Annotated in this window: 22 protein-coding genes and 1 pseudogene; 19 read left to right on the forward strand and 4 right to left on the reverse strand. The window is 42.2% G+C overall.

Annotation, left to right across the window (positions count from 1 at the left end; translation table 11 throughout):
* The first annotated feature begins 88 nt into the window (after nt 1-88).
* Nucleotides 89-769 carry a PspA/IM30 family protein gene (locus FRE64_RS02960; RefSeq protein ID WP_246140381.1) on the forward strand — a complete coding sequence of 227 codons (681 nt, stop codon included), beginning with the start codon at nt 89-91 and terminating at the stop codon, nt 767-769.
* A gap of 1 nt (nt 770) precedes the next feature.
* On the opposite strand, the gene lepA is transcribed toward FRE64_RS02960, so the two are convergent.
* The gene (gene lepA / locus FRE64_RS02965; protein ID WP_146294600.1) at nt 771-2,579 is read right to left on the reverse strand and encodes a translation elongation factor 4; all 1,809 of its coding nucleotides are present in this window, start codon (nt 2,577-2,579) and stop codon (nt 771-773) included.
* Nucleotides 2,580-2,787: 208 nt separating this feature from the next.
* On the opposite strand from lepA, the gene FRE64_RS02970 reads away from it, so the two are divergent.
* Genes FRE64_RS02970 through lptB form a run of 3 tightly spaced genes read left to right on the forward strand, consistent with a single transcriptional unit; the run spans nt 2,788 to nt 4,862 of the window.
* Nucleotides 2,788-3,612 carry a sulfurtransferase gene (locus FRE64_RS02970; protein ID WP_146294601.1) on the forward strand — a complete coding sequence of 275 codons (825 nt, stop codon included), beginning with the start codon at nt 2,788-2,790 and terminating at the stop codon, nt 3,610-3,612.
* A 49-nt stretch (nt 3,613-3,661) separates the two neighbouring features.
* Complete coding sequence (locus FRE64_RS02975) at nt 3,662-4,126, forward strand: LptA/OstA family protein (RefSeq protein ID WP_146294602.1); 465 nt, start codon at nt 3,662-3,664, stop codon at nt 4,124-4,126.
* Nucleotides 4,127-4,133: 7 nt separating this feature from the next.
* Nucleotides 4,134-4,862 (forward strand): LPS export ABC transporter ATP-binding protein, encoded by a 729-nt coding sequence (gene lptB, locus FRE64_RS02980; protein ID WP_146294603.1) that lies wholly within the window; start codon nt 4,134-4,136, stop codon nt 4,860-4,862.
* Nucleotides 4,863-4,925: 63 nt separating this feature from the next.
* Here lptB and FRE64_RS02985 read toward each other — a convergent pair whose 3' ends face one another.
* Together FRE64_RS02985 and FRE64_RS02990 are read right to left on the reverse strand one after the other, a co-directional pair.
* Nucleotides 4,926-5,150 carry a Calvin cycle protein CP12 gene (locus tag FRE64_RS02985; protein ID WP_146294604.1) on the reverse strand — a complete coding sequence of 75 codons (225 nt, stop codon included), beginning with the start codon at nt 5,148-5,150 and terminating at the stop codon, nt 4,926-4,928.
* Nucleotides 5,151-5,303: 153 nt separating this feature from the next.
* Entirely contained in the window at nt 5,304-5,729 is a 426-nt protein-coding gene (locus FRE64_RS02990) for a hypothetical protein (protein WP_146297257.1), read from the reverse strand.
* A gap of 132 nt (nt 5,730-5,861) precedes the next feature.
* Between FRE64_RS02990 and FRE64_RS02995 the strand changes: the two genes are divergently transcribed.
* The 15 genes and pseudogenes from FRE64_RS02995 (at nt 5,862) to FRE64_RS03070 (ending at nt 16,797) form a co-directional block, all read left to right on the forward strand.
* Nucleotides 5,862-6,230: a hypothetical protein gene (locus FRE64_RS02995; RefSeq protein WP_146294605.1), complete on the forward strand. Its 369-nt coding sequence runs from the start codon at nt 5,862-5,864 to the stop codon at nt 6,228-6,230.
* Nucleotides 6,231-6,244: 14 nt separating this feature from the next.
* On the forward strand, nt 6,245-7,207 hold the full coding sequence (locus tag FRE64_RS03000; RefSeq protein ID WP_146294606.1) for an aldo/keto reductase: 963 nt from the start codon (nt 6,245-6,247) through the stop codon (nt 7,205-7,207).
* Nucleotides 7,208-7,275: 68 nt separating this feature from the next.
* On the forward strand, nt 7,276-8,199 hold the full coding sequence (locus FRE64_RS03005; protein WP_146294607.1) for an AMIN domain-containing protein: 924 nt from the start codon (nt 7,276-7,278) through the stop codon (nt 8,197-8,199).
* Entirely contained in the window at nt 8,196-9,854 is a 1,659-nt protein-coding gene (locus FRE64_RS03010) for an adenylate/guanylate cyclase domain-containing protein (RefSeq protein ID WP_146294608.1), read from the forward strand. Before FRE64_RS03005 ends, FRE64_RS03010 begins: the two co-directional genes overlap by 4 nt.
* Nucleotide 9,855: 1 nt before the next feature.
* Nucleotides 9,856-10,023, forward strand: coding sequence for a hypothetical protein (locus FRE64_RS03015; RefSeq protein ID WP_186708948.1), 168 nt, complete (start codon nt 9,856-9,858; stop codon nt 10,021-10,023).
* 204 nt (nt 10,024-10,227) lie between these two features.
* Nucleotides 10,228-10,803, forward strand: coding sequence for a hypothetical protein (locus FRE64_RS03020; RefSeq protein WP_146294610.1), 576 nt, complete (start codon nt 10,228-10,230; stop codon nt 10,801-10,803).
* Between the two features lie 119 nt (nt 10,804-10,922).
* Nucleotides 10,923-11,384, forward strand: coding sequence for a DUF29 domain-containing protein (locus FRE64_RS03025; protein ID WP_146294611.1), 462 nt, complete (start codon nt 10,923-10,925; stop codon nt 11,382-11,384).
* A gap of 45 nt (nt 11,385-11,429) precedes the next feature.
* Entirely contained in the window at nt 11,430-12,047 is a 618-nt protein-coding gene (locus FRE64_RS03030) for a Uma2 family endonuclease (protein ID WP_146294612.1), read from the forward strand.
* Between the two features lie 189 nt (nt 12,048-12,236).
* Complete coding sequence (locus FRE64_RS03035; protein ID WP_146294613.1) at nt 12,237-12,698, forward strand: DUF29 domain-containing protein; 462 nt, start codon at nt 12,237-12,239, stop codon at nt 12,696-12,698.
* A gap of 45 nt (nt 12,699-12,743) precedes the next feature.
* Complete coding sequence (locus FRE64_RS03040) at nt 12,744-13,424, forward strand: Uma2 family endonuclease (RefSeq protein WP_146294614.1); 681 nt, start codon at nt 12,744-12,746, stop codon at nt 13,422-13,424.
* A 52-nt stretch (nt 13,425-13,476) separates the two neighbouring features.
* Nucleotides 13,477-14,163, forward strand: coding sequence for a Uma2 family endonuclease (locus FRE64_RS03045; protein WP_146294615.1), 687 nt, complete (start codon nt 13,477-13,479; stop codon nt 14,161-14,163).
* 101 nt (nt 14,164-14,264) lie between these two features.
* The gene (locus FRE64_RS03050) at nt 14,265-14,726 is read left to right on the forward strand and encodes a DUF29 domain-containing protein (RefSeq protein WP_146294616.1); all 462 of its coding nucleotides are present in this window, start codon (nt 14,265-14,267) and stop codon (nt 14,724-14,726) included.
* Between the two features lie 227 nt (nt 14,727-14,953).
* A complete protein-coding gene (locus FRE64_RS03060) occupies nt 14,954-15,538 on the forward strand; it encodes a Uma2 family endonuclease (protein ID WP_146294617.1) in 585 nt (194 codons plus the stop codon).
* Nucleotides 15,539-15,588: 50 nt separating this feature from the next.
* A pseudogene (locus tag FRE64_RS03065) lies at nt 15,589-16,089 on the forward strand (Uma2 family endonuclease); the annotation flags it as partial.
* A gap of 363 nt (nt 16,090-16,452) precedes the next feature.
* Nucleotides 16,453-16,797, forward strand: coding sequence for a DUF433 domain-containing protein (locus FRE64_RS03070; RefSeq protein WP_146294619.1), 345 nt, complete (start codon nt 16,453-16,455; stop codon nt 16,795-16,797).
* Nucleotides 16,798-16,921: 124 nt separating this feature from the next.
* On the opposite strand, the gene FRE64_RS03075 is transcribed toward FRE64_RS03070, so the two are convergent.
* Nucleotides 16,922-17,650 carry an ISAzo13-like element transposase-related protein gene (locus tag FRE64_RS03075; RefSeq protein WP_186708805.1) on the reverse strand — a complete coding sequence of 243 codons (729 nt, stop codon included), beginning with the start codon at nt 17,648-17,650 and terminating at the stop codon, nt 16,922-16,924.
* Nucleotides 17,651-17,660 lie beyond the last annotated feature (10 nt).

Raw genomic sequence — 17,660 nt, forward strand, 5'->3', positions numbered from 1 at the left:
ATTAATGAATATGGCGAATTAAGATACACTGCAAGGTAAGTATTTGTGATTGATGAGATTACTTAAAGGCAATAGTAGGGTCATGGGTATGAAAAAGTTTATTTATTATCTTTTTGGTGAAAGAGCTGGCCGATTAATTGTTGTTTCTTGGAATTGGTTATGGGGAGTTTCTGAGCCGTCAGAACAAGAACAGGCAGTTAGTGAGGCTCAAAAATCACTACAAGAGATGCAAGCCTCTGTGGAAAAACTCACTCAAGCGGTAGCGGTACAAGTTCAAAATTATCAAGAAGCTGAGGCCCACTATAGTAAAAAAGTTAAAGAATATCAAGATTTAGAAACCAAAGCCAAAGCCTTAAAAGCAAGCGGTAATAAAGAATCAGCTCGCTTAACGATGATCCAAGCAGTACAATTAGAGAAAGTTTTACCGCAGTTAAAAGAAAACGTGGAAAATGCAGAGAAATATGTTACCGCTGCCAAACAACAGTTAATGCGCCAAAAAGAAAAGCTAGAAACTTATAAGAGTGAATTGGCAAATATGCAAGCGGTTCAAGAAGTCAATGCGGCGTTAGAACAAATGGCAGCGGTGAATAATAGCTACAATATTGATGCGGCTAAGTCTCAATTTGAAGCGGCGAAAGAAACAGTCGAGAATCACCAAATCGAAGCTCAAGCCAAATTTGAATTATCTCAAAATGCTGGCGAGAATTTTGATCAAAAAATGGAAGATATGAGTCTAGAAGAGGAAGTGTCTCGCCGTTTGGGAGACTAAACTATTGTTCCAGCTTTAAGACTGCCATGAAGGCTTCTTGGGGAACATCAACTGTACCAATGGCTTTCATGCGCTTTTTCCCTTTGGCTTGTTTTTGTAAGAGCTTTTTCTTCCGAGAAATATCGCCGCCGTAGCATTTGGCTAACACATCTTTCCGTAACGGAGGAATATGGGCGCTGGCAATAATGCGTGTACCAATTCCCGCTTGCACAGGAATTTTAAACTGTTGGCGCGGAATTAATTCTTTGAGTTTCTCCACTAAGGATTTTCCCACATGATAAGCCTTGTCTCGGTGAACAATCATGGCTAGAGAATCTACAGGCTCGTTATTTACCATAATATTAAGTTTTACTAACTCGTTGGGACGATAGCCCAGAAAGTGATATTCCATACTGGCATAACCGCGCGATCGCGATTTCATTTGATCAAAAAAGTCAGTAACTACCTCGGCTAAGGGCAATTCATAAATTAAGGTAGTGCGAGTGGGAGTAAAATATTTCATATCTTTAAATTCTCCCCGTCGCCCTTGACATAATTCCATTAGGGGCCCCACATAGTCTTCTGGGGTAATCACTTCTAAATGAATATAGGGTTCTTCCACCACTTCTCGTTCTTGCGGTGACGGTAACTGGCTGGGGTTATCTACCTCAATAATTTCCCCATCATTGAGCATTACTCGATAAATTACCGAAGGAGCTGTTACCACTAAGTCTAAATCATACTCTCGTTCTAAGCGTTCTTGGACAATTTCCATGTGTAGTAAGCCTAAAAAGCCACAGCGAAACCCAAACCCCATTGCGCTTGAGGTTTCTGGTTCATAAGAGAGGGCCGAATCATTGAGCTTCAGTTTATCTAAAGCATCCCGTAAATCGGCATAATCATCAGTTTCTGTGGGAAATAAGCCACAAAAGACCATGGGTTTAGCCTCTTTATAACCCGGTAAGGGGGAGGTAGCTGGTTGACTGGCGAGGGTAATAGTATCGCCAACTCGGGCATCTTCTACCGCTTTAATGGAAGCAGCAATATAGCCCACTTCTCCAGCATGGAGTTCTTCAACAGGGACTTTTGTCGGGGAGAGAATGCCAATTTCATCAATTTCGTATTCCTTTTTAGAAGCCATGAGGCGGATGCGATCGCCGACTTTGACTTTGCCATCCACTACTCGAAAATAGACAATTACCCCCCGATAAGGATCATAATAGCTATCAAAAATTAATGCTCGTAGAGGGTCTTCTGTGGTATCACTAGGAGGGGGGATGAGATGAACAATGGCTTCTAAAATTTCATTAATTCCTTTCCCCATCTTTGCAGAAGCCATAATCGCATTACTGCAATCTAACCCAATCGCTTCTTCAATTTCTTCTAATACCCGTTCTGGTTCTGCCCCAGGTAAGTCAATTTTATTTAAAACTGGGATAATTTCTAAATCTTGTTCAAGGGCAAGATAAATATTGGCGAGGGTTTGCGCTTCTACCCCTTGTGACGCATCGACGACTAATAATGCTCCTTCACAGGCGACTAACGACCGAGACACTTCATAGGAAAAATCCACGTGGCCGGGGGTATCAATGAGGTTTAAGACATACTCTTCTCCATCTTTGGCGGTGTAACTCATCCGCGCGGCTTGCAGTTTAATGGTAATCCCCCGTTCCCGTTCCAAGTCCATGTTATCGAGGAACTGCTCTTTCATTTCCCGTTCTTTGACGGTTTCAGTCCAACGCAACAGTTGATCCGCTAAAGTGGATTTACCGTGATCGATATGAGCGATGATCGAGAAATTACGAAAACGAGAAACAGGAACGTTAGTCATAGAAGTTTTTTGTTGCTAAATGCGCGATCGCGACTGACAATGGCTACGATCTTAAACCTAATCATTATTTTAACGATTCTTTAGTAAGCGTGTACATTTCAGACTTGAATCATCCTCAGGTCGTCTGAAAAAGTAACTTCTTTGCCCTGTTTTCATAGCATAGGCTCTACAATGAAAAACGGTTATTAGCATTGAATAAAACTACTTTATGGATTCTGTTGTTGCAATTGATTGGCTGGTTAATTATCTCGATGATCCCAATGTGGTCATCATTGACTGTCGCTTTCAATTATCGGATCCCAGTTGGGGAAGAAAGCAATATGAAGCTAGTCATATTCCCAACGCTTATTACCTTGATCTCAATCAAGATTTATCCTCACCAGTTCAAAAACACGGCGGACGACATCCCCTCCCTGATCCTGAAACCTTAGCCTCAAAATTAGCGAACATGGGCATTCATTTTTCTCATACCCAAGTGATTGCCTATGATGATTCCCGTTGCGCCTTTGCTGCCCGACTATGGTGGTTGTTACGGTATCTAGGGCATGATCAGGTGGCTGTGTTAAATGGGGGATGGAACGCCTGGCAAAATGCAGGTTATCCCACAACAAGCGAAATTCCACCAGCAAAGACAGGTGATTTTATTCCTCAAGTGCGACAAAATTGGGTTGTCAATCGAGAAGGAGTGAAAGCGCGTCAAAAAGACCCAAATGCGGTAATTATTGACTCTCGCGATGCGGATCGCTATCGGGGGGAACGGGAACCCATTGACCCAGTAGCAGGTCATATTGAGTGGGCAGTAAATTTTCCCTGGAAAACGGTTACTGATGAACAAGGGAATATTTATTCACCGAGTGAACAACGCCAACGCTGGCTAAAAGGGGAGGTAACGATTGATGAAAATCAAGAAAAAATTGTCTATTGCGGATCAGGGGTCACTGCTTGTGTCAATTTGTTGTCTTTACATCTAGCGCAACTGGATCAGGGCAAGCTATATGCCGGAAGCTGGAGTGACTGGTGTTCTTATCTTTAACTCTTTCTTTACGTTACCCTAAAGTAGGGTATTTCTAATGGTAAAAGTTATGTTGAAAGCAAATGTTTTGCCTCTCAAATATGGGTTATTGGCGGTTACACTTTTCAGTGTCGTAATTCTGCCCAATCATCGCTCGATCGCGCAATCAGCAAATGGTAATGGCAATAATCGGATGACAGTTACCTCTGATATTCAGGAAGCTAATTCTGAAACTGGTGTCATTAGTGCTAGGGGCAATGTGCGAATTAATTATCCCGTTCAAGAATTAGAAGCAACTTCCGCGCAAGCCCAATATTTCCAAGGAGAACGACGGTTAGTTTTAACGGGGGATGTTGACGTAATGCAAGCAGGTAATAATATTCAAGCGGAAAGAGTTACCTATTTTATGGAGGAAGGGCGCTTTGTTGCCACGCCAAAAGAACAAGAACAAGTCAGATCCACTTTTGTGATTCCTGAAGGGAATAATAACGGTGAAAATGGAGAACCCGACCTGAATCTGCCGGGAATGGAATAAGTTAGCAGTGAATTTAGTTCTAAAGCAGATTTACAAATCCTATGGCAAGGCTGCCATTGTCAGAGGGGTTAATTTAATGGTTACTCCTGGGGAAATTGTGGGGTTACTGGGGCCAAATGGGGCTGGAAAAACCACGACTTTTTATATTGCGACAGGCTTGGTGAAGCCAGATCAGGGTCAAGTTTGGCTAGGAGAAAAGGAAATTACCAATTTGCCGATTGATCAGCGATCGCGCTTAGGAATTGGTTATCTCCCTCAACAACCAAGCATCTTTCGCCATCTTACCGTTGCCGATAATCTTCGTTTAGTCATCCAGCAAAATGGTTATTCTTCTGCTAGAGGAAAACAGCGTCTAAGAACCTTATTAGAGGAATTTCATCTGGAAAAAGTCGCCACAACAGAAGGGAATCGGATTTCTGGTGGAGAACGACGGCGCACCGAGTTAGCACGGGCTTTAGCGATTGGTGACCAGGGGCCACAATTTTTATTATTAGATGAACCTTTTGCTGGGGTCGATCCGATCGCGGTTTCAGAATTGCAAGTATTAATTAATCACCTGCGATCGCAGAATATGGGAATCCTCATTACCGATCATAACGTCCGAGAAACCCTAGAAATTACAGATCGCGCTTATATTATGAGTGAAGGAGATATTCTCGCCTCGGGAAAAGCAGAGGAACTCTATCAAGATCCCTTAGTACGCCAGTATTACTTGGGGGATAAGTTTGAAGTGTAAAGCAAAAAAGTAGCAGAAGCGTTAACTCCTGCTACCCCATAAAAATTAAACTAAAAATTAATTTTAGTCGTCATAAACCCGACATTCTGCCGCGTCAGGGTTCTCATCGCAATACTGTTCTAAAGAGGTTTTCTTGGGCTTACTAGAGCGTTGATGAGAATATTCGGCTTGGAGTTCTTCAACAGTATCCCAAGCAACAGCGCAGTCTTGAGAGTCACTTCCTTCTTCGCCACATACTTCTCGGGCCTCTTGACGCTGTTTTTCAATTTGTTCTTCAATATTACTCATAATTGTTACTCCTTTGAAAAAGGTCTGCTTAGACTAGGAAAAAATTTAGTAGGACTTTCTATCTACTTTTACCACCTTAACGTACATTACTCGATTGACATCTCTATCGAGAGAATTTAATTTGAGCTTTATAATCTCCCCTGAGTCACTTCTCTATTGTTCGGTCGAAAGGCGAAGGGTATAAGAATCACTGCCGCCATCTTTATCGCCAACATAGATTCTGTATTCTCCAGGCACCCAAACCCCAGACATAGAAGGCTCTTGATCAGAATCGGGTAAGAGGCAAAAACGCCCATCTGGCCCCTCAACGAGGAGAGTGGCACTACTGCTAGCCCCTTCTAAACTCATTCGCATATAGTTCATTTTTTCGGTTACTTCAATCACTTCTTGAGGGGTGTCAGAAATGAAACCGCAATCGCTACTATCAACATCCCCACCCGAGGTTACTTCGCTAGTAATGGGTTCTGAAAGTTCACCATTGATAGAAATTGATTCGGCAAGGGAGCGAGTTGTGGTTAAACCGAATAAAATGGTGGCAAGGGTAGTTGTAAGGAGGAGAGTATAATACTTAGGTTTCATGATAAAAGTTGTAGAAGTCCAGACCATTGCTGAGGTTTCTATTACTATTATTGCCTACTCTCTCACTTCATCGCATTAACCTGTTCACCTTCATTAGCTGTCCATTATTTAACTATTTAGAGGAATAAAATTATGAATCAACCTAACACTGACTGGGAAAAACGACTACAAGAATTAGAAGCAGAAGTGAATGAAAGTAGTCAGCAACAACAAACATCTAGCCAAAAAACAAATTTTTCTGCCCCATCTCCCCTTAATATGGGATCTCAAGACTTCTCTCAGCAAATGCAGGGAATTAAAGGGCAAGTGCAACGCTGGTTTCAGGGACTCCCTTTAATTGGGAAAGTGATTGTTGTCGCCATTGGGATTGGTGTCAGTTTATCTTTATTAAAAACTGTTTTCCAATTAGTTACTTCCGTCTTAACCTTAGCGATTATCGGGGCTTTGGGATATGTTGGTTATAAAGTGTTTATTGGCGATAAAAACTCATCGGCCAGTTAAGGAGTAATTAGATCATGCGCGTTTTAGGCAAGTCTGAGGTCAAAATTTCCCCCATTTTAATGGGAACTTGGCAAGCGGGAAAAGCGATGTGGACGGGGATTAAAGATGAGGAAACCATTCAAGCAATTCGCTCAGGAGTGGAAGCAGGAATTACCACCATTGATACAGCCGAAATTTATGGGGAAGGTTATTCGGAACAAATTGTTGCCCAAGCGGTTGCCGATATTCGGGAAAAAGTACAGTTAGCCAGTAAGGTTTTTCCCACCCACTTAAAGTATGATCAGGTAATTGAAGCCTGCGATCGCTCCTTGAAACATCTGAAAACCGATTACCTCGATTTATATCAGATTCATTGGCCCAGTGGTTCCTTTAATAGCGAAATTGTCCCGATTTCTGAAACCATGGAGGCGCTGAATCATCTCAAGCAGCAAGGAAAAATTCGCGCGATCGGGGTATCGAATTTCTCACGAGATCAACTTGCCGAAGCGCAACAATATGGGCAAATTGATAGTGTGCAGCCTCCCTATTCCCTCTTTTGGCGACAAGCAGAGAAAGAATTAATCCCCTATTGTGTGGAAAATGAGATTACTGTGCTTGCTTATTCCTCTCTCGCCCAAGGCTTATTAACGGGCAAATTTGGCCCCAATCATCAGTTTGAAGAAGGGGATCATCGCTCGAAAAATAAGCTGTTTCAGGGAGAGAATTATCAACGCGCCTTAAGCGCGATCGCGGATTTACGTCCGATTGCTGAGAAAAAGGGCTGTACCTTAGCTCAACTCGCCCTAGCATGGCTGATTGCTCAACCCAATACCTGCGCGATCGCGGGAGCAAGAAATCCTGAACAAGCCCTAGGAAATGCTAAAGCCCTTAATATTAATTTATCAGACGCTGAACTAAACGAGATTGATCAAATTGGACGTAAAGTAACTGATCACTTATTAGACGAAAATCCCGTTCTTTGGACATTTAAAGTTTAAGGAAAACATGGCACAATATAAGTGACCTCTTTAACACTTAAGTATTTTCAAGGGCTTATTCGTTTTCAATGTTTTTCTTACCCTTGAGGCCCCGCCTATTAATCCTAATCTGTAGCTACTTTGTCCTTAGTTATGCCCCTAGCGCCTTCGCTTTATCAGAATGGGAATTTAATCCTGAAACTTCGCATTTACAGTTTACACTTGAAGACTCACTCACCCCAACTTATTTTTTCCTTGATGATCCCAAGCGCATTGTCATTGATATTCCTAAAACGCAACTAGAAGGAGACTCAATTCAGCAAAATTACCAAGGGCTAATTCAAGAAATTCGCATTGGGCAATTTGAAGAAGAAACTGCTCGCATTGTTCTCGAACTCGCTCCAGATGCAACATTAGCCTCTGATGAGATTTCTTTAAATGCCACTGCTAAGGGGGAGGAGAAGCAATGGCAATTGAACCCAACCCTTGAGAAAGTTGAATTTCCGCTTTCTACTCTTATGACAATCCCCTCTTTAGAAGAGAAAGCTGTGATTTCCTCTCAGCAAAAAGTACAAGTTCCCTCACCCCCCTCAGAACAAGCCAGAAGCTCTCAGGAGTCTTCTTCAGAATTGACATTACCAGCAGGAACCGAATTTCAAGTTCGTTATCGTGGCGAGACCTCTTTAAAATTAGAAGTAGATCAACCTTGGCAAGAGGTACTATTTCTAGAAAGCGAGTTAACTAATGAGGAAGGCGAGTTAATTGCTTCCAACCAAACCCCAGTCATTGGAAAATTTGAAACCACATCTGAGGGAACTCGATTTGTTACTCAAGCCCTGATTACAACAGTTGAGCCGACAGCAACTAGAGAACTTAACACGGTAATTCCACTAAAAGCACATTCCTCCTTGATTAACAATCCAGAATCCAAATCAAGCTCGAACCAGATCACTATTTGTCCTGATACGCTATTGACATTAGAATTGAGAGAAGACTGGAATTATCAAAGATGAAACTAACCACTGAGCTGGCTTTAAAAATTAATGTTGAAGGGAGTCCCGAGCAAACTCTAGAGGTGTCTCAGGATCAACTCATCTTTGGTCGTTCCTCACAATGTGATGTATATCTTCCCTATTCGGAAATTTCCCGCCAGCACTGTCAATTGCGTCGCCTCGCAAAAGGGCAATGGCGAATTGAAGACTTAGGGAGTACGAATGGGACATTTTTAAATCAGTCTCTCCTTACGGAGCCGAAGCGTCTCAAAAATGGGGATGTGATTGAAATTGGCAATGTTCTAGTGACAGTGGAATTATCTTCTGAAGTTGCTTCTGCCGAATCAGCGATCGCGCACTCAGAAAAGCCTAATCGGACAGAAGTACAAACCATTCTCCGTAATGCGGAAGAATTAAGACAACGGTGGATGGATGGGGATAAGGTTAAAGATCCCCTTAGTACCGAGCATATTGCTCATGCGCGTTTACAATATATTGTTGAAATTGCCCGAGGCTTAAATAGTGCTGAATCCATTGAGGCGATTTTCTCGCAAGTGGAAGAGATAATTTTCCAAGAACTTCGTACTGTAGAACGATTAGCCTTATTAATTGATGTAGAAGGAACTGGAGATTTAGAATTATACAAAGCCGCTTCCCGTAAAATTAAGAGTTCTAATGGGGATCGCTCCTACCGTCAAGATATAAGTGATCTCTATGAAGGTCATTGGATTAGTCATTCAATTTGTGATCAAGTCTTTGAGGAAAAGGTTGCGATTAAAACGAAAAATGCCCAATTAGATGAGCGATTTTCTGAAACCAAAAGTATTTTAATGAAAGGAATTGGGGGAGCGTTAGCAGTTCCTTTATGGAATGAAAAACAGGTAGTAGGAGTTTTCTATGCTGATGCCACCACAGGGTTTGATCACCTTGATCCGAGTCAAGATCAGGATTTAAGCTTTTTCTCTACCATTGCCAATTTAGTTGCTTCTAGTGTCCAACGTTGGCTTCTTACCCGACGCTTACAGCAACAAGAACGAATCCGTCAACGACTAGAGCGGTATCACTCGCCAGCGGTGGTTCAACAGTTAATTACTTTTGGGGCAACTGAAGATACTTTACTCACTCCCGTGGAAGCAGATGTCAGTGTTTTATTTGCTGATATAGTTGGTTTTACTGCTATTTCTGAAGAATTAGCGCCAGAAGAGGTGGCAAAATTACTGAATTGTTTTTTTGAAGAAATGTTAAAACCCCTCTTTGCCATGGGGGGAACCTTAGATAAATTCATTGGTGACTGTATTATGGCGTTTTTTGGCGCACCTGAACCGCAGTCGGATCATGCTGATCGCGCTGTGAAAGTGGCAAAGGCGATGCTGGAACGCCTAGAACAGTTAAACCAGTCTCAGACATTCTCTCATCCCTTAGAATTGCGAGTGGCGATTAATAGTGGAAAAGCGGTGGTAGGAGATGTTGGTAGTTCCCAGCGCGTGGATTATACAGTATTAGGGGGAACTGTCAATTTAGCGTCTCGTTTAGAAGCAGTTTGTAAGCCTGGAGACTGTGTGATTAGTGAAAATACTTTCAATCGTCTTAACTATCAGACTCAGTTTTCTCCAATCGGCAAATCTAAGTTTAAGGGGATTGATCAAGCCATTACGGTTTATCGCGCCGAATGGTAATTTGGAACATTATTTTTATGATACATTAACCTACTTTACGGGAGGCTGTGGCGCGATCGCGTTTTCTCTTCTTATCATCATTGTTGGCAAAACAGTCTCAAGTGCGACAGAAAACTATAGTATAGCGCGATCTATGCTTCACTCAATCGCGATTAGAAATAATTGCTAAATTGGGAAGTAATTTTATTCAAAGTTTTAAAACTTAAAGTCCGAATGGGAATAGCGAGCAAGATGCTCGCACTACTCATAAGATTTCTAACTGTAGTGGGAGCGTCTCGCTCCCTAACTTCAAAATCTTTAGGAAAAGAAAGCAATTTCGCAGCTTTTTCTTACTAAAAGGTAAAATCAGTTCTGCTTAGTTCAATCATTTATAATGAAAATACCATCGTCATGGCAGAACTTCCTTGCCCTTCTACCAGGAACGCTTTTAACGGTTCTGACCATTACCGTCGCCTTTCTACGCTTTTATGATGAACAAGACTTCACAATCCTCGGAGAAATTAGAGAACCAAGAGTCTGGAGTAACCGACTCACCGTGGCAGCCCTCATGGTGGCAGTGGTTAATTTCGGCGTTGAGTGGAACCGTCGAAACCGAGAAACAAATCGCTTGGCTCAAGAAGAGCAGAGAAGAAGCGAGGAAGAGAGACGAAGAGAGAATGAAAGAATTGAACAAGAGAGAAGAAGAAGCGAGGAAGAGAGAAGAAGAATCGAAGAAATTGCACGAGCAGAGAATGAAAGAGCTGAGAGAAGATACCGAGAAATACAGCGCGATCGCGCAGCAGATCGAGAAAGAAACCGAGCAGCTGAAGAAAGAGAACGAGCGGCTCGCCGTGCTAGAATCCAAAATCGATGGTATCTTCTCCAAATACGGTATCAACTCCAACCCAACCAATTCAACCGAAGAGCCTTAAACGATTTCCTAGCTTTCTTACAAGAGTATGGAGAGTAAACTGTTATTGAATTGAGTTTAGATTGAGAGCGCGATGTGCGTAGCACGCTTGCCTTTGGCTTATCGCGCTTTCACTTCAGCTCTCACAACTGGTTGCCGTAAAGCAAAATCCAACCAACATGGTCACAGAATCTCAACAAGCACAAAAGCCACTCTATGAAACCGATTATTACCTCTGGATTTTAAAAACGGTTCAAAAACTCCAAAATCGAGAATTGGAAGCGATTGACTGGGAGAATCTAATTGATGAGGTATCGGATTTGAGTCGGCGGGAAAAAAGAAAACTACAAAGTTTATTAAAACGGCTATTTGAGCATCTGCTGAAACTCAAATACTGGGAAAATGAAGCAGAGAGAAATCGCAGACATTGGCGGGGAGAAATTGCTAACTTCCGCCAACAAATTAAATATCAGTTAGAAGATAGTCCGAGCTTAAACTCCTACTTAAAGGAAATTTTTAATCAATCTTATCGAGATGCGAGAGTGATTGCATCGGAAAAATCAGGATTATCCCTTGGCATCTTTCCTGAAGAACCGATCGCGCCTTTAGAGCAAATTTTAGATGAAAACTGGTTACCATAAAGTAAAATCAAATCCTCATCGAAGCCGTTTTACCTAACTGAAATCATGAGTGTTGCTCTCAACCGTTCCCTAATTTACCCTGATAGTGATGGCCAGCCCATGGCAGACAATACCAAACAATTTCGCTGGATTGTTCTGATCAAAGAAAACTTAGAACTCCTGTTTGCTAACGATCCAGAAGTCTTTGTAGCCGGGGATTTACTATGGTATCCCGTAGAAGGTCATCCCGAAATTCGCGTTGCTCCTGATGCCATGGTAGTATTTGGCAGACCAAAAGGCGATCGCGGTTCTTATCGTCAATGGGAAGAAGACAATATTGCCCCCCAAGTAGTGTTTGAAATCCTTTCTCCTGGCAATCGACTCAGGGAAATGACTCGTAAATGGGAATTTTATGATCGCTATGGCGTAGAAGAGTATTATATATACGACCCTGATGATAATGAGTTAGAAGGATTGCAGCGCCAAGAGGGAAGACTGAGAGTGATTCCAGAAATAGATCATTGGGTAAGCCCAAGATTAGAAATAAAATTTGTTCCGACTCCAGAAACTTTAGAAATTTACCGTCCTGATGGTAGAAAATTTTTATCGACTCTTGAACTCGAACAACGAGCTGAAAAATTAGCAGCCCAGCTTAGAGCATTAGGAGTTGAACCAGACGTTTAATCCATTTCTGAACAGTAAAAACCATGTTCTTGCTATTGGTTTTTAGGGTTAGACAAATCTAGATTTGAATTAACTGCGCGATCGCGCCTCCCAGGATTAGACAAATCTATAATTGAATTAACTGCGCGATCGCGCCTCCTAATAAAATAATAAATAACAACTGGTTGGCATAAAGTCAAAGCAAAAAGCATGGTCGTACCATCTCAAAAAAAACAAAAAAAACTCTATGAAACCGATTACCATCTTTGGGTATTAGAAACTGTTAAAAACTTACAAAATAAAGAGTTTGAAGCGATTGATTGGGAAAACTTAATTGAGGAAGTATCAGATTTGGGGCGGCGAGATCGGAAGAAGCTGAAAAGCCTGCTTAAAAAATTAATAGAACATTTACTGAAACTCAAATATTGGCAAGCTGAGAAGAGTAGGAATCAAGGACATTGGCAAGCAGAAATTACTAACTTTCGTCAACTCATTCAAGATGAATTAGAAGATAGCCCGAGTTTGCAACCTTATCTGCATGAAATTTATCCTCAATGTTATACCGAAGCCCGAAAAATTGCCTCTCAACGTTCTCAACTTCCCCTAAATACCTTCCCTGAAGAACCGATCGCGCCTTTAGAGCAAATTTTAGATGAAAACTGGTTACCATAAAGTAAAATCAAATCCTCATCGAAGCCGTTTTACCTAACTGAAATCATGAGTGTTGCTCTCAACCGTTCCTTAATTTATCCTGATAGTGATGGCCAGCCCATGGCAGACAATACCAAACAATTTCGCTGGATTGTTCTGATTAAAGAAAACTTAGAACTCCTGTTTGCAAACGATCCAGAAGTCTTTGTGGCGGGGGATTTACTATGGTATCCCGTAGAAGGTCATCCTGAAATTCGCGTTGCTCCTGATGCTATGGTAGTATTTGGCAGACCAAAAGGCGATCGCGGTTCTTATCGTCAATGGGAAGAAGACAATATTACCCCCCAAGTAGTGTTTGAAATCCTTTCTCCTGGCAATCGGGTAAAAGAAATGACCCGAAAACTACAGTTTTATGAACGTTATGGAGTAGAAGAGTATTATATATACGACCCCGATGAGAATGAATTAGAAGGATTGCAGCGAAAAGAAGGCAATTTAGAGTTAATAGAAGACATGAATGGCTGGGTGAGTCCCCAACTAGGCATTAAGTTCGTTTTAACTCCTGAAACCCTAGAAATCTATCGTCCTGATGGTAGAAAGTTTTTGTCTTCTCTGGAATTAGAACAACGCGCTGAACAAGAAGCTGAACGAGCGCAACAGGCAACTCAACGAGCCGAACAAGAAGCTCAACGCGCCAACCGTCTAGCGGAGCAATTGAGAGCCTTGGGGATTGATCCTGAAACCTAACTTACCCTTGAAACTGCCTATAATATAAGTAAGTCTAACAGGAATTTTGGTTATGACTTCTCTCTCAGTTCCCTTCCAAAAACCCCCTATTCTGGAAAACGGCGATCGCGTTACTCGTGATGAATTTGAGCGACGCTACCATCGGATGGGCAATGTCAAAAAAGCGGAATTAATTGAAGGAACTGTCTATATGCCTTCTCCAGTGCGAGCAACGCGACATGGAAATCCTCACAGCTTAATGATCACTTGGCTTACAGTTTATGGCGCAAAAAATCCCCATTTAATGGTTTGTGATAATACAACTGTTCGTCTTGATTTTGACAATGAACCGCAACCAGATGGGCTATTGCGTCTGGAGGAAGCAGTGGGGGGAAATTCTCGGATTAGCGAAGATGATTATCTTGAAGGCGCACCGGAATTAATCGTGGAAATTGCCAGCAGTAGCGCGTCCTATTATATACACGATAAGTTACAAGTTTACCGTCGCAATGGGGTACGGGAATATTTGGTTTGGTTGGTGGAGGATCAGGAGTTTCGGTGGTATATTTGGCAGGAAGGAACTTATCATCAACAACAGGGGGATGATTCTGGAGTTTTGAAGAGTCCCTTCTTTATTGGGTTGTGGTTGGATGTATCAGCCCTGTTAGCAGGAGAGATGCAACAGGTGCTATCGGTGCTGAATTCTGGAATTAATTCCTCAGAACATCAATCTTTTGTTGAGCAGTTAGGTAACACTTAATCAGCAAGCGCGATGTCCCTTGGCGACCGTCTAAAGTACATCGTGCAGTTCGATCAAGTCTTAGATGAAAACTGGTAGTCCTAAAGTCAAATTAAATAAAAATGGTAGCAGAATCAAAGCAAGCGCAAAAACAACTTTATGAAACTGATTATCATCTCTGGGTAGTAGAGACTGTAAAAAAACTCCAAAATCGAGATTTTAACACGATTAACTGGGAGGATTTGATTGATGAGGTATCTGATTTGAGTCGGCGAGAGAAGCAAAAATTGAAAAGTTTACTCAAAAGGTTGGTGGAACATTTGCTAAAACTCAAATACTGGGAATCTCAACTTAAAGAGAACGAAGCACATTGGAAAAGAGAAATTTTGAATTTCCGTCAGCAACTCCAAGAAATTTTAGCTGATAGTCCGAGCTTAAAGCCATATATCAAGGAAGTTTATCCTGAATGCTACCGAAAGGGGCGCAAACTTGCCTCCACTGCCTCAGGATTACCTTTAACGTCTTTTCCTTCGGAACCAATCGCGCCCCTCGATAAAATTTTAGATGAAAACTGGTTGCCATAAGTTATGCTGATCTTATAATCAATCTTAAATGTGCTATGACAACAATTATCGCCAGATGAGTCGGGAATTTTGAAAAGTCCCTTTTTCCCTGGGCTGTGGTTGGATGTATCGGCATTATTAGCAGGAGAGATGCAACAGGTGCTATCTGTGCTCAACTCAGGAATCAGTTCCTCAGAACATCAAGCCTTGGTTGAGAGGTTCAATAATTAAAGAAAGAGCTAAATATTATGACTGCCATCATTATTCCTAATGGATTTAAAGTGACCTCCACACAGTTCGACGAACTTGCAGAGAGTAACACAGATGTTCGCATGGAACTAACAGCACAAGGAGAATTAATTACTATGCCTCCAACGGGTGGCAGTGCGGGAAAATGCAACTTTAATCTTTACCTAGATTTAGGCTTTTGGAACCGAAGCACTGGTTTAGGTGTCGCTTTTGACTCCTCAACGATTTTTATTCTGCCCAATGGAGCCAGACGTTCTCCAGATGTGGCTTGGGTGAGGTTAGAAACCTGGCAATCCTTAACTCCAGAAGAACAAGATGGATTCCCTCCCCTAGTTCCAGACTTTGTAATTGAATTAGTCAGCCCTAGCGACCTGAAAAAACAAAATTATAAAGACCTACAAGGAAAGATGCTGGAATATTTAGAGAATGGTGTCAGACTAGGATGGCTAATTGAGCCTAAAACTCGCAAGGTAGAAATTTATCGTCAGGGGCAGGCGGTTGAGATTCTGCAAAACCCGAAATCTCTTAGTGGAGAAGATGTCCTCCCTAGCTTTGTTCTCAACTTAGACCTGATTTGGAGCTAGAAACAACCCTCCCTCAGTGATCACGTATCACGTGACCACTGAGAAATTTGAGTGACATCATGACTTGGTTGGGAGTCTATCGTGCAGCTACTCCAAGGGTTTATAGTGCTGATAATACAACAGTTCGACTCGATTTTGACAATGAACCGCAACCTGATGCTCTGTTGCGTCTGGAGGAAGCAGTGGGGGGAAATTCTCGGATTAGCGAAGATGATTATCTTGAGGGCGCACCGGAATTAATCGTGGAAATTGCCAGCAGTAGCGCATCCTATGATGTACACGATAAGTTACAAGTTTACCGTCGCAATGGAGTACGGGAATATTTGGTTTGGTTGGTGGAGGATCAGGAGTTTCGGTGGTATATTTGGCAGGAAGGAACTTATCATCAACAACAGGGGGATGAGTCTGGAGTTTTGAAGAGTCCTTTCTTTATTGGGTTATGGTTGGATGTATCAGCCCTGTTAGCAGGAGAGATGCAACAGGTGCTATCGGTGCTAAACTCAGGAATTAATTCCTCAGAACATCAATCTTTTGTTGAGAAGTTGGGTTAAGTTGAATTCTCTACTTTGCGCGATCGCGCTATAGAAGAATATCCCTTACAATGTAGAATAGCCAGTATGCTGTTGCCTGACAACCAATAGTAGCAAACGTCTCACCCATAAGCTAGGGATTCCAAAATGACTGCTAATCTTGAACAAACCGTCTTACAAAAGTTTCGTAAACTCTCTGTAGAAAAACAAAAAAAGCAATACAAACGTAGAAGATTTAGGTTTATATAAGCTCTATCGCTATATTAATGATCAAGGAAACTGCGAAGAAAGCATCAGCGCGATCGCTTCCAATATTTTGTATCGCAGTAGTACAACATAGAATGTAGAAGGGATGCCAACCTTGTTTCGCTCACTAGCTCTATCATGACTCGAATTAAACTTCGCTCGATAACACCTCCCCTCAACTTTGATGAAGCAGGAGGGATTCGCATTGGTCAGACTCGCGTTACCCTTGATAGTTTACTCGCTGCTTATCAGGCTGGAGCGACCCCTGAAGAGATTGTAGTGCAATACCCAATCCTGACGCTAGAAGAAATTTATGCAGCAATTACATACTATCTCACCCATCCCCAGCAAGTTGAAGACTATTTAGAGGAGCGCCGTCAAATAGCTCAACAGCGAAGAACCCAGATTGCTCAAGACAACAACTTGATGGGCTTAAGGCAACGTTTGCTTGATCGCGGTCAATCTAAAATCAGTAATATCTAAGTGCGCTTACTAACTGACGAGAATTTCAATGGCGCAATCTTACGTGGCTTGATTAGGCGCTTACCTGAGCTAGACCTAGTCCGTGTTCAGGATGTTGGGGATTTGCAATAAAAAAGGATACCCATCAGAACGAACCAACAGTAACTGACCATTTGGGCAAAGATTCTGAAGGATGCCAATCAACTCGATAGTCTGCTAAAGACTCAGGGTCAACTTTGACACCAGTTTGATAAAGCTTAGTGACATGGTGAACCACAGGCTGAGAACCTTTCCAACTCATCTTACTTGCCCATCTCAGAGCCGTGTCAATAGAGTCCAGAATCGCTCCGTTCCAGAATTGTTCAAGGGCAGCCCAACAACGCTCAATGGGATTGTATTTACTATGATAGGGAGGATAGTAAATTAAGCGAATCTGGAGCTGGTAATGACGAGAAAATTCTACAATCCTTTTGATGAACTGAGTGCGATTGGAACGGGTAGCACTGCCGCCATCCAAGTTAATGGCTAAGGTGTTAACCTCGGGAAAGTTTCCTTGATTGCTTTTCCACCAGTGCTCTAGACAATCAACAATGAAATCTGAGGTTTCAGGGGACTCACTCATGTAAAGAGCTAAGTTGTCTGTACGGAGGTTAAGAATCCCAAAGGGAAGTAGAGTCGTGTGCCATTGAGTATCATGGTCATCGGCTTGAGGGGGAGCTTGGCGACGGTCTTTCCCACCCCGTGAGAGGTTTCCTAGTTTGACTTTGGCTTTCGAGTCAATTGAGATGCGTAAGACGGTTGGGTCATCATCGGCCGCTTGATTAGCTGTTGCCACTTGTTCAAAAATAGCATCAGTTTCAGGGATTTTCTTCAATGGCTTGGTT

Origin of the sequence: Euhalothece natronophila Z-M001, assembly GCF_007904085.1 — a bacterium.
In the GTDB taxonomy this organism is placed as follows: Bacteria; Cyanobacteriota; Cyanobacteriia; order Cyanobacteriales; family Rubidibacteraceae; genus Halothece; species Halothece natronophila.

What these genes read in the sequence shown, in the direction of transcription:
- FRE64_RS03045 (WP_146294615.1), top strand. Translation starts at nt 13,477, where the DNA reads ATGACTTCTCTCTCAGTTCCCTTCCAAAAACCCCCTATTCTGGAAAAC.
- FRE64_RS02975 (WP_146294602.1), top strand. Translation starts at nt 3,662, where the DNA reads ATGTTGAAAGCAAATGTTTTGCCTCTCAAATATGGGTTATTGGCGGTT.
- FRE64_RS03030 (WP_146294612.1), top strand. Translation starts at nt 11,430, where the DNA reads ATGAGTGTTGCTCTCAACCGTTCCCTAATTTACCCTGATAGTGATGGC.
- FRE64_RS03010 (WP_146294608.1), top strand. Translation starts at nt 8,196, where the DNA reads ATGAAACTAACCACTGAGCTGGCTTTAAAAATTAATGTTGAAGGGAGT.
- FRE64_RS02995 (WP_146294605.1), top strand. Translation starts at nt 5,862, where the DNA reads ATGAATCAACCTAACACTGACTGGGAAAAACGACTACAAGAATTAGAA.
- FRE64_RS03000 (WP_146294606.1), top strand. Translation starts at nt 6,245, where the DNA reads ATGCGCGTTTTAGGCAAGTCTGAGGTCAAAATTTCCCCCATTTTAATG.
- FRE64_RS03050 (WP_146294616.1), top strand. Translation starts at nt 14,265, where the DNA reads ATGGTAGCAGAATCAAAGCAAGCGCAAAAACAACTTTATGAAACTGAT.
- FRE64_RS03070 (WP_146294619.1), top strand. Translation starts at nt 16,453, where the DNA reads ATGACTCGAATTAAACTTCGCTCGATAACACCTCCCCTCAACTTTGAT.
- FRE64_RS03025 (WP_146294611.1), top strand. Translation starts at nt 10,923, where the DNA reads ATGGTCACAGAATCTCAACAAGCACAAAAGCCACTCTATGAAACCGAT.
- lepA (WP_146294600.1), bottom strand. Translation starts at nt 2,579, where the DNA reads ATGACTAACGTTCCTGTTTCTCGTTTTCGTAATTTCTCGATCATCGCT.
- FRE64_RS03035 (WP_146294613.1), top strand. Translation starts at nt 12,237, where the DNA reads ATGGTCGTACCATCTCAAAAAAAACAAAAAAAACTCTATGAAACCGAT.
- FRE64_RS02985 (WP_146294604.1), bottom strand. Translation starts at nt 5,150, where the DNA reads ATGAGTAATATTGAAGAACAAATTGAAAAACAGCGTCAAGAGGCCCGA.
- FRE64_RS02970 (WP_146294601.1), top strand. Translation starts at nt 2,788, where the DNA reads ATGGATTCTGTTGTTGCAATTGATTGGCTGGTTAATTATCTCGATGAT.
- FRE64_RS03040 (WP_146294614.1), top strand. Translation starts at nt 12,744, where the DNA reads ATGAGTGTTGCTCTCAACCGTTCCTTAATTTATCCTGATAGTGATGGC.
- FRE64_RS03020 (WP_146294610.1), top strand. Translation starts at nt 10,228, where the DNA reads ATGAAAATACCATCGTCATGGCAGAACTTCCTTGCCCTTCTACCAGGA.
- FRE64_RS03005 (WP_146294607.1), top strand. Translation starts at nt 7,276, where the DNA reads ATGTTTTTCTTACCCTTGAGGCCCCGCCTATTAATCCTAATCTGTAGC.
- FRE64_RS03060 (WP_146294617.1), top strand. Translation starts at nt 14,954, where the DNA reads ATGACTGCCATCATTATTCCTAATGGATTTAAAGTGACCTCCACACAG.
- FRE64_RS02960 (WP_246140381.1), top strand. Translation starts at nt 89, where the DNA reads ATGAAAAAGTTTATTTATTATCTTTTTGGTGAAAGAGCTGGCCGATTA.
- FRE64_RS02990 (WP_146297257.1), bottom strand. Translation starts at nt 5,729, where the DNA reads ATGAAACCTAAGTATTATACTCTCCTCCTTACAACTACCCTTGCCACC.